This window comes from Ekhidna sp., assembly GCF_965212185.1.
In the GTDB taxonomy this organism is placed as follows: Bacteria; Bacteroidota; Bacteroidia; order Cytophagales; family Cyclobacteriaceae; genus Ekhidna.
Window position 1 is genome coordinate 996,024 of the sequence record NZ_OZ243102.1, and the last position, 13,675, is coordinate 1,009,698.

The following is a 13,675-nucleotide window of genomic DNA, read 5'->3' on the forward strand; positions in this document are numbered from 1 at the left end:
TTTTGACCTTTTTAATTTTCAGAAACAACATTTACCCATCTACCGGACTTACTAGAGAATATGGTATTGTCATACATTGCCCCCACTGATACAGCTGGTAAATAGTACATCCCCTGATAAGATGCATTCAATAATACCTCAAATGTGACTTGTTTATTAGGTTTCAAATCGAAATAATGCATCACCCGATCATCTCTAATGTCAATGTATTCAGCTTTAGACTGCACACCTGATCCATCAAGTCTGGTATTGATTATTTCCCACCCAGACGGAAAAATTTGAGTTAGTGCAATTTCATTGTAATCACCTTTTAAACCAGGGTTTGTTACGGAAATGATCGCTTTGAAATTCGTTCCCTGAGGAAGATTGCTGATATTCACCTGATTACCATCCAGGTCTAAATACTTGACGGATAAATTGATATTTCGTGAAATATTTTCATCAGTTCCTTCAAGAGGTATTCCTGTTCGAATAACCTTTACAAAAACCGGAGCTTCTCCATTATTGGTGATGTCTATCCCTGAGCTTTTATCGCCGTTATCGATTGGAATTTGATAAACAAAATCAGTTCCTTCAATAGATTTATCATTTCCAGCAATGCTAATACTGACATCCGTTAATTTATCTGAACCAAAGTTTTCAGCATACCTCGAAATGGCAATAAAGCAGTAGGCGGTTGTTTGAGTACTCATCCACTTGTTTTGATCACCCATTTCTTCAGCAATATCCCTTAATAATTCAAATGCTTTGGTTTCTTGCTTTAACGAAAGAAGAGTCTCCATTATCATCGCCTTATCTCGAGTAGCCGACCCAAAAGTTTGACGGTAATTGGTAGTCAAACTATCAACAGAGGCAGATAATCCTTGTATCATTTCAGTGGCTTGAACATCATATCCGGCAACAGCGTATGCAAGTGCCAATCTCCATTTAGCCTTTCTGCTAATGTTTGGAGCCTCTTTCATTCTGTTCATAGCTCCTATTGCAGGAGCATCTGCAAGCGCCAGTGTATATAATCTGTATGCCTGAATTAGGTCATTGTTATTGTCTGAGTTCGACCTACTCCAGGAATTCGACAGCTGAGTTTGATATCCTATCCATTTTGCAAGCATTCCCTCAGGTACCATATAGCCTTCCTTTTTAGCTTCAACTAAAAAATGTCCTGCATAATTGGTACCCCAATGATTGGGATAGGCATTTCCGGGCCAGTAAGAAAAACCGCCCGATCCAAGTTGGAAAGATGTCAGTCTTTTAATCCCTGCTTCAACATTTCGTTGAATTTGTGCCAACCTATCTTCATTTAGGAAAACAAGCTCATCAATAAATAGCTGCGCAAAAACGGAAGAAGTTGTTTGTTCGATACATCCGTGTGGATATCTTATCAAATAACCCAATCGTTTTTCAATGTTCAGAGGAGGTAATGAACTTACCTCGATCGTTCCAGTATTTTTTCCAATTATACCAACTGGTTCGTATTCATATTTCCAGGAGTCGGACGATGATAATACTTTATCGGAGACATTGGTTATCATTGGATTTCTGGGAATCACATTCATTTCCACATCATAAGAGGCTTCTAGTGATCCAGATTTAGCAATTACTTTAACCTTTCCAATGCCCAGTACTGGTTTGGCTTTAAGGTCGAAGTAAATCACCTTATCACCAGAACCATTGAAAGAAACTGGCTTAGTTTTCTTGCCTTCAAGTGCTAAAGCTCCAGTGGCTTCAACGGTAACCTGAACATTATTGATGTTGTCATCCAATGCAAATAAATTAACTGGAAGTTTCATGGTTTCATTGGGTCCAGCTACACGCGGTAAAGTTGCAAGAACCATCAATGGTTGCTTTACAGGTGTGGTAGTATCCGTATGACCAAAAGCATTATCTGATGATGCGACGATCATTGTTTTTACACTTCCGATGTATTGAGGCATTTTAAGTGTATGCTTAGCTGTTTTTCCTTTATCCAGATAAAATGGACCTAGAAATTCTACTACTGGTTTGAAACGGTTGGCTTCTTTCTCTTCTTTTGGTTGAATTTCACCATCTCCACCGACTGCTAAAAGACGTTCTATCTTCCCTGCGAAGGCTCCCATAACATCATCATATATATCCCAGGTTTTTACGCCAAGAGCTTCTCGTTTGTAGAAGTTAGACCATGGTTCTGGGGTTTTAAAGTTTGTCAGATCTAGTAGGCCTTCGTCAACAACCGCAATGGTATATGCCATTGGTTTTCCATTTTGCTCTGAAACATCAATCGAATATTGTTGTCCGGGTCTCAACTCTTTTGGTGATTTAACCATTGGATTAAGTGTTGTCTCAGGATCCACAACTTTAATTGATTGCACACCATAAAGCCTAATTGGGAGGTCATTTGAGGTTTGTCCATGAGGTTGAATCATGGTGAGGTGAGCATAAACATTTGGAGACATGTCTGGTGTTGCTTCGAATGAAACAGCCGTGCTTTTTTCTTCAGCATCTACCCAAAATGTTTGTAAAACTTCACTGCCTGTTTCCAGGCTGACCAAGATTCTATTCCCTTTCGTTGACGGAATAGATAAAGTAATGTTTTCGCCAACTTTATATTCCTCTTTTTCAACACCAAAATCAAGCATAGCTGCCCCATCGAGTTCACCTCGCTGACCTTTACCTGCCCATCCTGGCCAGTCCATATAGATGACCTGACCAGCAGTATGTCCTGAAATAGGATCTTTTACCTGCAGGTAATACCTGCCCCATTCCGGATGATTGACCCTTAACTTATAGCTTCCTTCGCCATTGGTTGTGTTTAAAGTGCCGCTTGCAATTGCGGATCGGTAAGAGCGTCCAACATAGTTACCGAGATATTCATAGGAATTATCCCACCACCATTTCCAGTTTAGTTTGAAGAGTTTCACTTCAACACCATTTCTACTGACAGGATTACCATCAGCATCTACGGTTGCTATACGAACAGCATGATCTTCATCGGTTAATAATATTCCTCTCTTGTCACCTTCAGGTGTTTTCACACCTACGAAGCTTTTGTAAGGGTAGTAAGGAATCGTTGTAGTGTTGATGCTAAAGTCACCGCCCTCTTCATAGACCTTTCCAAAAAGCATGGCATTTAAGGCACCAGGCGCATTTGATGTATTGCTGAGGTCGAGATTAATTTTCGCATAACCTTCACTATTGACCTTGCCCTCATAAACCATCTCCCTTGAACTGGAAAATTGTTTGGACTGGTCATCAAAACTAAAATTTGGATACTTCTTAAAGGTTGTTTTGACTGGTTTTAGAAGTAATTCAAATTCAGCCTTAAGGTTGCCTGCCTTAGCACCGGTCAGCCATCGTACATTCAAATCTCCTGAAACATAACTGTCATTGGCGGAAAACTTCTCTTTATCAAATGCAAGATTGATTTTGAGACGATTGGGTTTTATGGTCTCTATCCTTATTCGCTTTTCAAATGATGCGCCACCAACCTTCGCAACTGCCTTCCAATTTCCAGTTGGCGCGTCTGTATTGGTCACAAAATCGAATCGGTACATATTTCCAACAGGCTCACTGCTAATCTTACGAGCGACCAGTTGATCGTTGGGATTGAAAAGTTCAACAATTACCGGATGATCATCAGGTAAGGTACCTTCAATGTCTTGTAAGATAAATCCCAGATGAACCGTGTCAGCTGGTCTCCAAACTCCTCTTTCACCATATAAAAAGCCTTTTAGACCACTCTGAACCTTGGTTCCAGTTACATCAAAATTGCTTAATGAAAGAGCAGAACCGTCGTTGACTTTGAGATATCCAACCTGATCGCCTTTTTTAGCCACAACCAGATGGGGGGTCAGTGAAGGATTTATTTTCACTTTTCCTTCTCCATCTGTAGTACCTTCAGCTACTTGTTGTTGTTGATAGTCATAAACTTTAATTGAAACACCACTAATAGGTTTAGCTGAAACCAGGTTTGTCACAAAAACCGAAAGGTTACCATCATCCCTTTTTTTCGCTATTAGACCAAAGTCGGATGCAAGTAAAATTTTACTAACGCTTCTTCTGCCACCGTAATATGACTCGCTACATGGGTTATCTCGTTCTTGCCAATTATAGTTTGGATTGTAATAACTCTCATATGAATCCCAATAACTTGCCTCTTCTTCTTCTCCCCATTCTTCTAACTCTTCTTTTATTGATTCGATTTGATCATCATTTGCACAGAAATAGGTTGAATAACTTTTTCTAAAGCCAATTTGTATTTGATAAACAGCACCAGGTTCAGTCTTTAAAATATCTTCCAGATTAAGCGTGTATCTATTCCATGAATTGAGATCCGTTACTCCACTGGTATTTAAAGGCACAACCTTTCTTGCCACCGGCCGACCAACTCGATTTAGCTGACTTTTGCCTCCCAGACTGTTTACCTGTAGGTATTGATGCATATTATCCTCGAATATTTTGATAATAGTCACATCTACAGCTTTCAAACCAACAGCCTCAAATGGCAAGATCAATCCTGAGGAATTTGGAAGAATAGCTTTTTGATCAGATGAAGTGAGCTTGACTTCAGGTTTGCTTTGAGTAAATCTTAATTGCGTTCTAAAATCATCTTTAAGTGTGTATCCTGCAGTGTTTTTAACCCCTTTATTTATGGTAAGGGTAACAGTTGAAGAGACATCCTGAGTTGGATAAATTTTTAGCTCATTTACATTGATGACCAGTCTGGGACTGGTGCTTGTATTCGAAAGAGTTACTAATCCAGATAGATTTTGACGCTCTGCAAGTGGATCAGAGAAGAGAACAGAAATGTAATTTTCATCACCTCTTATAATCTGTGCAGAAGTGACTTTGTAATCATCGATAGCTGGTATTTTGACATCAAGAGCTGTTTTCTTGTCAACTTCAATTGGTGATCCGTCTATTTTAAAATTGACTTCATTCTCCTTTTTAGTTCGTGCTACATTCTCCACTGAAAATTTGAAAGCAGTATTATTATCTTTTGCTTCCCAATTAATATTTAATGACGAGCCTTTTTGTGTGGCGGCTAACATTTTCTTAGCGTCTTCCAGGCTAATTATGTCGGCAGTCAATAATTCACCTTCAACTTTTACCTTGCTTAAATCATTCGCATTATAAAGTTTAACACCGGCCATGTTAACCTCATAATTCTGTAGTAAGGTTTGAAAGACAAACTGGAAATTTTCTTTCTTTTTATCTATCCCAGGAATCAGTTTTTTTAAGTTGGCAGTTGCCTCATATTTCTGATTGTTTATTAGTTTTTGAGCTGGTTTAAATACAATTGTTTTATTGTCTCCCCATAAAGTGGAACCTTCAATCGTAGGAGAAAATTTAAAAATTCCGTTGAGAGTTGTCCCAACAAGGCTATCAGGGACTCCTTTGTTCAGTTTAAGTCGTATATCGCTAGCTACCGAAATTACTCCGCCCGTAAAGGAACTAACGTGATCTACAAAAAGACTTTTAGGGCTGCTGAAATCATCTTTTACCTGCCTAACAATGCTGTTTTCGTCAGCATTTTTTTGACATGATGCAAGCAAAAGAATAAATATTAAAAATACTGGTTTAAATAAATGGTGATTCATAAATAGGGTTAGGTTTTTTCAAGAAATCGACTGGAAATTTATTGATAATTCCGTTATTACCGTCTTCAAAATAGCACTTTGTCCGCGAGGAAAACCACAGGATCATAAAAATGCTCAATTAAATCTTCAGGAGAGTGACAGGACAAAGAATAAGAACTAAATAATCGTTCGGGATTTTTATGGGATGGTTTCAACTCAATAGGTCTTTTTCGAAGAATCTCAAAATGAAAATGATTGAATTGCCAACCGATATTATCAAGCTCATTGGCAAGAAAGAATCTTGCAATTGTAGTTCCTTTTTTTACTGGTTCAAAAAGGTCTACCTCAATTGCAGCTATGTGTTCATAAACCGTCCAAAGTATTTCTCCTTCTAATTCATGCTCAATAATTAGCTGAGCAAAAGGACCATCTGTTCGTTTACTAATCACAACTCCTTTTGCAATCGGATAAATGTATTCTTGCGTTAGGTAGTTGTTATTAGGTGGTCTAATATCAATTCCAGAATGAAGATGAGCAGGTATGCCAGGTCTGGCTTTTCTCTCTACTCCAAAATTTCCTATTTCTGTTAAGGCGATATCTTTAGACTTTATTGGAAGTCCAAAATGAGAGGCTTGGTTTACATTAATTAATAGGAGTAGAAAAATATACTTCAATCCTTACTTTTTCTTAGCTGTCTTTCTACCACCTCGACCTTTTTTCTCTGGCGTTTTTTCAGCTAGTTCCTTACATTCTTCGTAAGTAAGTTCCTCTGGTTTCTTGTCCTTCGGAATCTTCACATTCTTCTTGCCAAACTTGATGTAAGGACCGTAACGTCCATTCAGTACAAATACTTCTTCATCTTCGTCAAAGGTTTTGATGTATTTGTTGGCATCTGCTTCACGTTTTTCATGGATGAGTTCAATCGCCTCATCAGCAGTAATTGTTAATGGATCTTGTTCTTTTTTAAGAGAAACAAACTTACCATCATGACGAATATAGGGGCCATATCTACCAACTGCTGCTACCAATGGTTTGTCCTCAAAAGTACCTACCTCTCGAGGCAATTTGAAAAGCTCAAGCGCTTGATCTAACGTGATTGTATCCATGAATTGCCCATGCTTAAGACTCGCATATTGTGGCTTCTCTTCTCCTTCTACCAACTCACCTTTTTGAACGTACGCCCCATACTTTCCATGTCTTGCATAGATTTTTTCACCAGTTTCTGGATGCTCGCCCAGCTCTCTTACCTGATTGACCTCTGATCGATCCAGATCTTTCGATTTTTCTACTGTGGAGTGAAAACCACCATAGAAATTATCAATCATTTTATTCCAAACCGTCTTCCCTTGAGCGATATCATCAAATTGTTGCTCTACATCTGCTGTGAAGTGATAATCGATCACATTTGGGAAATGATCCACAAGAAAGTCGTTCACTACCATAGCAGTATTGGTTGGGAAAAGTTTATTCTTTTCCGCACCTGTGATTTCTTTAGCTTCTGTACGTTTTAGCTCTCCATTATTTAATCGTGTTTCAATGGAAATTCTTTCATGACCATCTCTAGAGTCTTTTTCAACATAATTTCTTTTTTGTACTGTCGAAATAGTGGGTGCATATGTGGATGGTCTGCCTATTCCCATCTCCTCTAATTTTTTAACCAAACTAGCTTCTGTATATCTGGGTGGATGCCTTGTGAATCCTTGTTTGGCTAAAATCTCTTTCAAGTCCAATGACTGACCTATAGATAGTGGAGGTAGAATTTTTGTGTTTTCTTCCTCACCATTTTCATCATCTGTTGACTCAATATAGACCTTTAAAAATCCATCAAACTTGACCACTTCACCTTTGGCAACCAGTTTCTCATCGGTAGTAGAAACACCAATAGTTGCCGTCGTTTTTTCTAGTTGGGCCTCAGCCATTTGGGAGGCTATTGCACGTTTCCATATCAACTCGTATAGGCGTTTCTCTGCATCATCTTTTCCGGTTACCTGAACACCGAAATTTGTTGGTCTTATTGCTTCGTGAGCTTCTTGAGCTCCTGCTTTTTTTGTTTTAAATACTCGTCTGTGAGCATACTTTTCTCCAAAATTGGAATTAATGGCTGATGCCGCTCCACCTAGTGCCTCATCTGATAAATTCAATGAGTCAGTTCTCATGTATGAAATCTTTCCAGCTTCATAAAGTTTTTGAGCCACGGACATTGTTCTGGCTACCGAAAAGCCCAACTTTCTACTTGCCTCTTGTTGTAAGGTGGATGTAGTAAATGGAGGAGCTGGTGATTTTTTAGCAGGCTTAGTTTCAAGATTTTCGATATTGAAATCTGCTCCATTGCATTTATTTAGAAAATCTGTTGCTTCTTCTTCAGTTTTGAATTTTTTAGGTAGTTCCGCCTTTAAAATTTTTCCACCTTCAAGGTTGAATTCTGCTGTAATCCTGAATGAAGATTCTGGTTTGAAATTGGAAATCTCTCGCTCTCTTTCAACGACTAAGCGAACAGCAACTGATTGCACTCGTCCTGCAGAAAGACCCCCTTTTATCTTTTTCCAAAGGACAGGAGAAAGTTCAAAACCAACCAGACGGTCAAGAATTCTTCTTGCCTGTTGAGCATTAACTAAATCAATATCAATCCCTCTTGGATTTTTAATAGCATTTTGAATCGCGGTTTTGGTGATTTCTCTAAATACGATTCGTCTTGTTTTCTTATCATCTAAATCAAGGGCCTCTGATAAGTGCCAAGATATTGCTTCACCTTCACGGTCATCATCTGATGCGAGATAGATAGTTTCAGCAGCCTTAGCCAGCTTTTTTAGTTCCTTAACAATATCTTTTTTGTCTTTAGAAATCTCATAAGTGGGTTTGAAATCGTTTTCAATATCAATGGCAGAATCATCTTTTGGAAGATCCCTGACATGGCCATAGGAAGACTTGACCTCAAAATCTTTCCCCAAATACCCTTCAATTGTTTTAGCCTTGGCAGGCGACTCTACGATTACAAGATTTTTACCCATAAATAAATTTTTATTGTCTTTCAGAGACTCAATTAGCGCGTAAACATAACACGACTATTTAAATCCTGTTCAATATCAGAAATGAAAAAACATATTTTAAATGTTTTCATGTCTGTTTGATCAATGGTTATCTTTAACTCAAATCCAACCTAATCGATGAATAGAATACTTCACTTGATCAGACATTCTTATGCAGAAGAACCAAATGGGAAGAGGGATATAGAAAGACAACTCACACATGAAGGTCAAAGCACGGTTAGGGCACTAGGAAGACATCTCATAAATCAAAACTTCAATCCAGATATAATTCTATGTAGTACAGCCGTTAGAACCAAGCAAACAGCAGTCAACCTTGTGGAGGAATTGGAAATAAGCGAACACATAATCGAATACAAAGATGTGATTTACAATGCTTCGGTTAGAGAATTATTATCGGTTCTCAACGAAGTTGCAGAGAACAACAAAGAGGTTGCTATTATTGGACACAACCCCACCATAACTTTTTTCGGAGAGTATTTATCCGATGCAGTTATTGGCAATATGCAGCCAGCGGGAATTGTAACTATCCAGCTGGAGAAGTTGAAATGGGAAGAAGTTTCTCAGGGTACAGGTCAGTTTAAAAGTTATTTTCATCCCAACCACTAATGTATAATCCAAGCGAAGTAGGTAAAAAAGGCAGCATTTTTGGGTTGCCCTATAATCTAGAGCAATCTGAAATTATTTTGATTCCAGTCCACTTAGATGTGACTGTTTCATATGGTCTAGGCACGTCAAAAGCACCAGATCTGATTTTGGAAGAGTCCTCACAGTTGGACTTATCGTTGCTGAACATTAGTAATCCTTGGGAATTAAAAACAGTGATGTATGACAAAGTCGTTCAATCAAGCCAAAATGAAATCCATAGAGGAAGAGCACGAAATGTGATTACTGCACTAGAAGCCGGCAGGGAGCCTGAACAAGACCAATTGAATTTTATAAATGAATATTGCAAAGAGATTCATAGATCAGTGGAGGAAATATCAGGATCATTTTTAGATCTTGGTAAGAAGGTCGGGGTAGTGGGTGGAGATCATTCTTCTCCGCTCGGATTAATTAGAGCATTAGCTACAAAAGAAGAATTCGGAATCTTTCAAATTGATGCACACATGGATTTAAGAAAAGCATATCAAGGATTTGATTATTCTCATGCAAGCATCATGTATAATGCACTTCGAGAAGAAAATGTTAAATCATTGACACAAGTTGGTATAAGAGATTTCTGTGAAGAAGAAGAGTTATTTGTTTCCGAGTCAGAAAAATCTATTCATGTGTTTTATGATGAACAATTGTTTAACAAAAGAATGGAAGGCGTTACATTGGCTACAATAGCTGATGAAATTATTCGAACACTTCCCGATAAAGTTTATATAAGCTTTGATATGGATGGATTAGATCAATCACTATGCCCCAATACAGGTACTCCTGTTCCTGGAGGTCTGCAGTTTAATGAAGCTGTTTATTTAATGGAGCAGATTGTTCGTTCAGGCAGAACAATTGTTGGGTTTGATGTGTGTGAAACTGGAAATGGTGCATGGGATGCAAATGTAGCCGCACGCATTATTTATCGTCTTGCTTCGTTAACAGGGGTGTCTTCAGGATTATTAAAATTCAAATAAGATAAATTAGCTTCTTACAATTTTTTAAAAAATGGTCTTAAGAGTAATAATATTATCAATAGTCTTATCAGTGTTTAGTTTTGAAACTTTTGCACAAAAAATCAAATACAAGGATTTATATCCTATACTGGAAGCAAAAAATTATGATGAGGGAATACCAAAATTAAAACAGTATCTAAATGATGGAGATCATAAAAAAGAGGCCAATCCAAATTTACAAATGGGAATATGGTTGCATTCACGTTTAATGAATCTAGAGAACGCCAATAATACAAAAATCTCCCAAGTTGGTGATTCAGCCTTATTTTTTCTTAATAAAGCAAAAGGGCTAATTGATGAAAAAGAATTGAAAAGAAATGATAAGTATTATCAAGAGTTTCTGAGAAGAGATCTCAGAAGTGGTAAGTTCTTGATAAAAGTATCTGATGTTCACCTAAACATTGAGAATATGGTGGATGAGGTTAAAGAAAAGATGAACTAAAGTCAATCAATAAGCTCATCCCTGTTTAAATCCATCAAGAGTGCTTTGAAATCTTTTGTATTGTATTTGGCCATGCCATGGTTTTCTACTCTGATTAATCCACCTTTATCTATTACATATGTTGTTGGGATAGATTGAATATTATAGCCTTCAGGCAATGAAGATCTTAAAAAATAAACCGGAAATTTAAACTCCTTATCTGCTACATATTTTTTTGCTTTGATCTCATCCTTATCGAGTGATATCATAATAAATGCTACTTGATCTTTCTGAGCTTGATACAACTGATGGATGTCGGGCATTTCAGCGATGCAAGGAGGACACCAGGTTGCCCAAAAATTTATAAAGACAACTCGGTTTTTAAATGAGTTAAAGTCTACTCGCTCGCCGTTAATATCTTCGAGCACAAAATTATAAGAAGCTTGCTTTTCGTCTTCTACGACATTTGGTGATATAATGCCAGTGGATAATACTACCTGCTGAATTTTTCCAATAATGACTGTATGCCAACCTCCAAGGTAAATAACCCCAATAACACAGATTATTAGAACCCACTCAATAAATTCTCTTTTAACTTTAGATTTCATCTTTTTTGGACATTAAGTACAACTTTTCACATCAAATGATTCAATTGCAATCGTCAAGTTATGATCTGGTTATTTTTATAATTACACTTAGTATTTTTATAAATTAGCGGTATAAAAATCTCACCATGCGCATAAATATTAAGTCAGCGGCAATATTGTTATTCTCTCTCAGCTTGTTTGTTTCACAGGCTCAAAAGATAAAGTACAAGGATTTATATCCAGTGCTTGCCGCTAAAAATTATCAAGAAGGTATCCCTCAGCTTAAACAATACCTCACTGATGAGAAAAACAGAGAAGAGGCCAACCCAAATCTTCAGATGGGATTTTGGCTTGAATATAGATTCAATACCTACGATGTGGTTGATGATTCTACAGCCTTATATGAAGTAGGTGATTCAGCAATTTTTTATCTGGAGACTGCCAAGAATTTTATTGATGAGAAAGAATTAAAGAAACGGGATCAATATTATCAGGATTTCTATCGAAGAGACCTTCGAACAGGAGAGTTTGGGATAAAAGTTTCCGACGTACATCTTGATATAGAAAAGAAGATAGAGGCCATTGAAGGAAGGATTGAAAATGTTAAAACATTACACAGACTTGTTATAAAATTAGAGAAAAACCAAAAAGCTGCAATTAGTGATTATACAGATCTGACTAAAGAATACAGTAGGTATAATAATATGCTAATAGGAGCTGATCAAGACATTATTGATAAATTATCTCTAATTGAATCGAATGGACGCAATACAAAAGATCTTGCAAAAGATGTTCAAGATCTGGCATTTAAACTGGGTTCAGATAAATTTAGTCAAGACCCTGTTTTAAAATCAATTGACGAATTTGGTGTTGATGGATTGAATGCGATGGACCTTAAATCTGGTTCATTAGAGCTATGGGATTTTGAAGAGTGGGCCAGAAACACACAGTCTGAGATCAGAGGGGGAGTTGCCCTGTTTAAAACCATGGTAAAGAATTATGCTGATGAGATTCGAGAGAAAAAGGCTAAAGTTCAAAACAGTCAGTATGCAGAAATTGGCGATTTCCCGGAAAATTTAGTTTCTCAGTTTGAAAAGTATGACCCTGGATCAACAGCGGAAAAACTCTTGAGAGTGGAAATGTATGAAGCTAAAATCGCTAAGAAGGTCGATCTGCAACTAAACCCTGATTTAATGGATTCGTCATTGATTGGCTCTCAGTTAGCCATTTATGAATCAGCATTAGAAGATGTTCAAGCAATGAATTTACTTGTTGAATCTATCACGAGTGATGACTTAGAAATAGCCAAGAAAAAATATGAGAATTACATAGAAAGTTTTTTTCAGAAATACGTAACCGCGTCAAAGTATGTCACTGACATGCAAACATGGTCGCGAAGAACGAAAGGCTGGTTGGGAAAATCAGTTGAATATTGGACTGAAAGAAACAGATGGGGAGTTGATTCCGAAGATGGAGAAATAAGATTTCCGCTTTATGTTCAAGACAATCCGGAAGCTGGATTTATGACCCTGGGAGTACCAGTAAAAACGCCGAATGAAATTGTGATTTATGGTGCTAATTTGAATGATAAAAAAGGATATGTAGCTTCTTTTGGTCCTGATCGAGTGGCAAAATGGAAATTGGAATTTGATTTACCTGGAGCTGAAACGATTCAATATGAAAGTGACTCAATCCCGACGATAAAGGGATCTGAGAGTTTCTACATTTATAACACTTCTGTAGAAGAAAATAATTTCGTTGTGGTGAGCTACACTCCAGACGGTCAGTTGAATTGGGGAACAGTAGTGACCATTTCTAAAAAACCAGTCGATTTTAAGTTTGATGACCTAACACAAGAGCTTACAATCTTACTATACCCCGAAGAAGAGTTACCATTAGATTCTGATGAGCTTGGATATGTGGTGATTGATAGAACAGGTAATGCGAGATAATTTTCTTGTAATTTTTATTTTTCTATTAGTTAGCTCTTGTTCAGATGAGAACTTACCACCGGGCCTTTATGATTATCAAGTCGAGCGATTGCTGACTAACGACAGTTCCAAATTATGGATTCAGGTAATAAATTCTCAGGAATGCTCTGATTCAATCAAAATGCTTATTGAGTCTCAGAATGACTCATTAGATATTTTCAATATTTCACCTACACTAGCTTGTGATTTTCTGGACACAGCATTTCTAGGTAGAGCAAATGCTTCTCAAAGAGAAGGTAGCATTTTGTTTGATGACTCAATTGTCTTTTCAAATGGCAATTATTGGATCATTGATGAAATAACATCAGATATCCTCACAGTGAATATTGGTGAACAACGCATTAAATACATTTCTAATTAATCTTATCCATTATTTATTCATTTTTAGAAAGTGAGAAAACTGTCAATCAGCATTAAGAGTC

9 protein-coding genes are annotated in these 13,675 nt (G+C 37.3%); 5 read left to right on the forward strand and 4 right to left on the reverse strand.

All coding sequences use genetic code 11. From position 1 onward, the window contains the following. Positions 1 to 11: 11 nt before the first annotated feature. From ACOMC3_RS04490 to topA, 3 genes are all read right to left on the reverse strand, one after another. Positions 12 to 5,573 (reverse strand): alpha-2-macroglobulin family protein, encoded by a 5,562-nt coding sequence (locus ACOMC3_RS04490; RefSeq protein WP_420318333.1) that lies wholly within the window; start codon positions 5,571 to 5,573, stop codon positions 12 to 14. A 65-nt stretch (positions 5,574 to 5,638) separates the two neighbouring features. Beyond that, positions 5,639 to 6,226, reverse strand: a complete 588-nt coding sequence (locus ACOMC3_RS04495; RefSeq protein WP_420318334.1) for a M23 family metallopeptidase — start codon at positions 6,224 to 6,226, stop codon at positions 5,639 to 5,641. 3 nt (positions 6,227 to 6,229) lie between these two features. Continuing rightward, positions 6,230 to 8,560, reverse strand: coding sequence for a type I DNA topoisomerase (topA, locus tag ACOMC3_RS04500; RefSeq protein WP_420318335.1), 2,331 nt, complete (start codon positions 8,558 to 8,560; stop codon positions 6,230 to 6,232). A 156-nt stretch (positions 8,561 to 8,716) separates the two neighbouring features. On the opposite strand from topA, the gene ACOMC3_RS04505 reads away from it, so the two are divergent. Genes ACOMC3_RS04505 through ACOMC3_RS04515 form a run of 3 tightly spaced genes read left to right on the forward strand, consistent with a single transcriptional unit; the run spans position 8,717 to position 10,696 of the window. Continuing rightward, complete coding sequence (locus tag ACOMC3_RS04505) at positions 8,717 to 9,205, forward strand: SixA phosphatase family protein (protein ID WP_420318336.1); 489 nt, start codon at positions 8,717 to 8,719, stop codon at positions 9,203 to 9,205. Further along, positions 9,205 to 10,215: an agmatinase family protein gene (locus tag ACOMC3_RS04510; RefSeq protein WP_420318337.1), complete on the forward strand. Its 1,011-nt coding sequence runs from the start codon at positions 9,205 to 9,207 to the stop codon at positions 10,213 to 10,215. Before ACOMC3_RS04505 ends, ACOMC3_RS04510 begins: the two co-directional genes overlap by 1 nt. Before the next feature lie 31 nt (positions 10,216 to 10,246). Next, on the forward strand, positions 10,247 to 10,696 hold the full coding sequence (locus tag ACOMC3_RS04515; RefSeq protein WP_420318338.1) for a hypothetical protein: 450 nt from the start codon (positions 10,247 to 10,249) through the stop codon (positions 10,694 to 10,696). A 2-nt stretch (positions 10,697 to 10,698) separates the two neighbouring features. On the opposite strand, the gene ACOMC3_RS04520 is transcribed toward ACOMC3_RS04515, so the two are convergent. Further along, the gene (locus tag ACOMC3_RS04520) at positions 10,699 to 11,283 is read right to left on the reverse strand and encodes a TlpA family protein disulfide reductase (protein WP_420318339.1); all 585 of its coding nucleotides are present in this window, start codon (positions 11,281 to 11,283) and stop codon (positions 10,699 to 10,701) included. 125 nt (positions 11,284 to 11,408) lie between these two features. On the opposite strand from ACOMC3_RS04520, the gene ACOMC3_RS04525 reads away from it, so the two are divergent. Together ACOMC3_RS04525 and ACOMC3_RS04530 are read left to right on the forward strand one after the other, a co-directional pair. Then, on the forward strand, positions 11,409 to 13,214 hold the full coding sequence (locus tag ACOMC3_RS04525) for a hypothetical protein (protein WP_420318340.1): 1,806 nt from the start codon (positions 11,409 to 11,411) through the stop codon (positions 13,212 to 13,214). Next, a complete protein-coding gene (locus tag ACOMC3_RS04530) occupies positions 13,204 to 13,614 on the forward strand; it encodes a hypothetical protein (protein WP_420318341.1) in 411 nt (136 codons plus the stop codon). Before ACOMC3_RS04525 ends, ACOMC3_RS04530 begins: the two co-directional genes overlap by 11 nt. Positions 13,615 to 13,675 lie beyond the last annotated feature (61 nt).

What these genes read in the sequence shown, in the direction of transcription:
- ACOMC3_RS04520 (WP_420318339.1), bottom strand. Translation starts at nt 11,283, where the DNA reads ATGAAATCTAAAGTTAAAAGAGAATTTATTGAGTGGGTTCTAATAATC.
- ACOMC3_RS04530 (WP_420318341.1), top strand. Translation starts at nt 13,204, where the DNA reads ATGCGAGATAATTTTCTTGTAATTTTTATTTTTCTATTAGTTAGCTCT.
- ACOMC3_RS04515 (WP_420318338.1), top strand. Translation starts at nt 10,247, where the DNA reads ATGGTCTTAAGAGTAATAATATTATCAATAGTCTTATCAGTGTTTAGT.
- ACOMC3_RS04525 (WP_420318340.1), top strand. Translation starts at nt 11,409, where the DNA reads ATGCGCATAAATATTAAGTCAGCGGCAATATTGTTATTCTCTCTCAGC.
- topA (WP_420318335.1), bottom strand. Translation starts at nt 8,560, where the DNA reads ATGGGTAAAAATCTTGTAATCGTAGAGTCGCCTGCCAAGGCTAAAACA.
- ACOMC3_RS04490 (WP_420318333.1), bottom strand. Translation starts at nt 5,573, where the DNA reads ATGAATCACCATTTATTTAAACCAGTATTTTTAATATTTATTCTTTTG.
- ACOMC3_RS04505 (WP_420318336.1), top strand. Translation starts at nt 8,717, where the DNA reads ATGAATAGAATACTTCACTTGATCAGACATTCTTATGCAGAAGAACCA.
- ACOMC3_RS04510 (WP_420318337.1), top strand. Translation starts at nt 9,205, where the DNA reads ATGTATAATCCAAGCGAAGTAGGTAAAAAAGGCAGCATTTTTGGGTTG.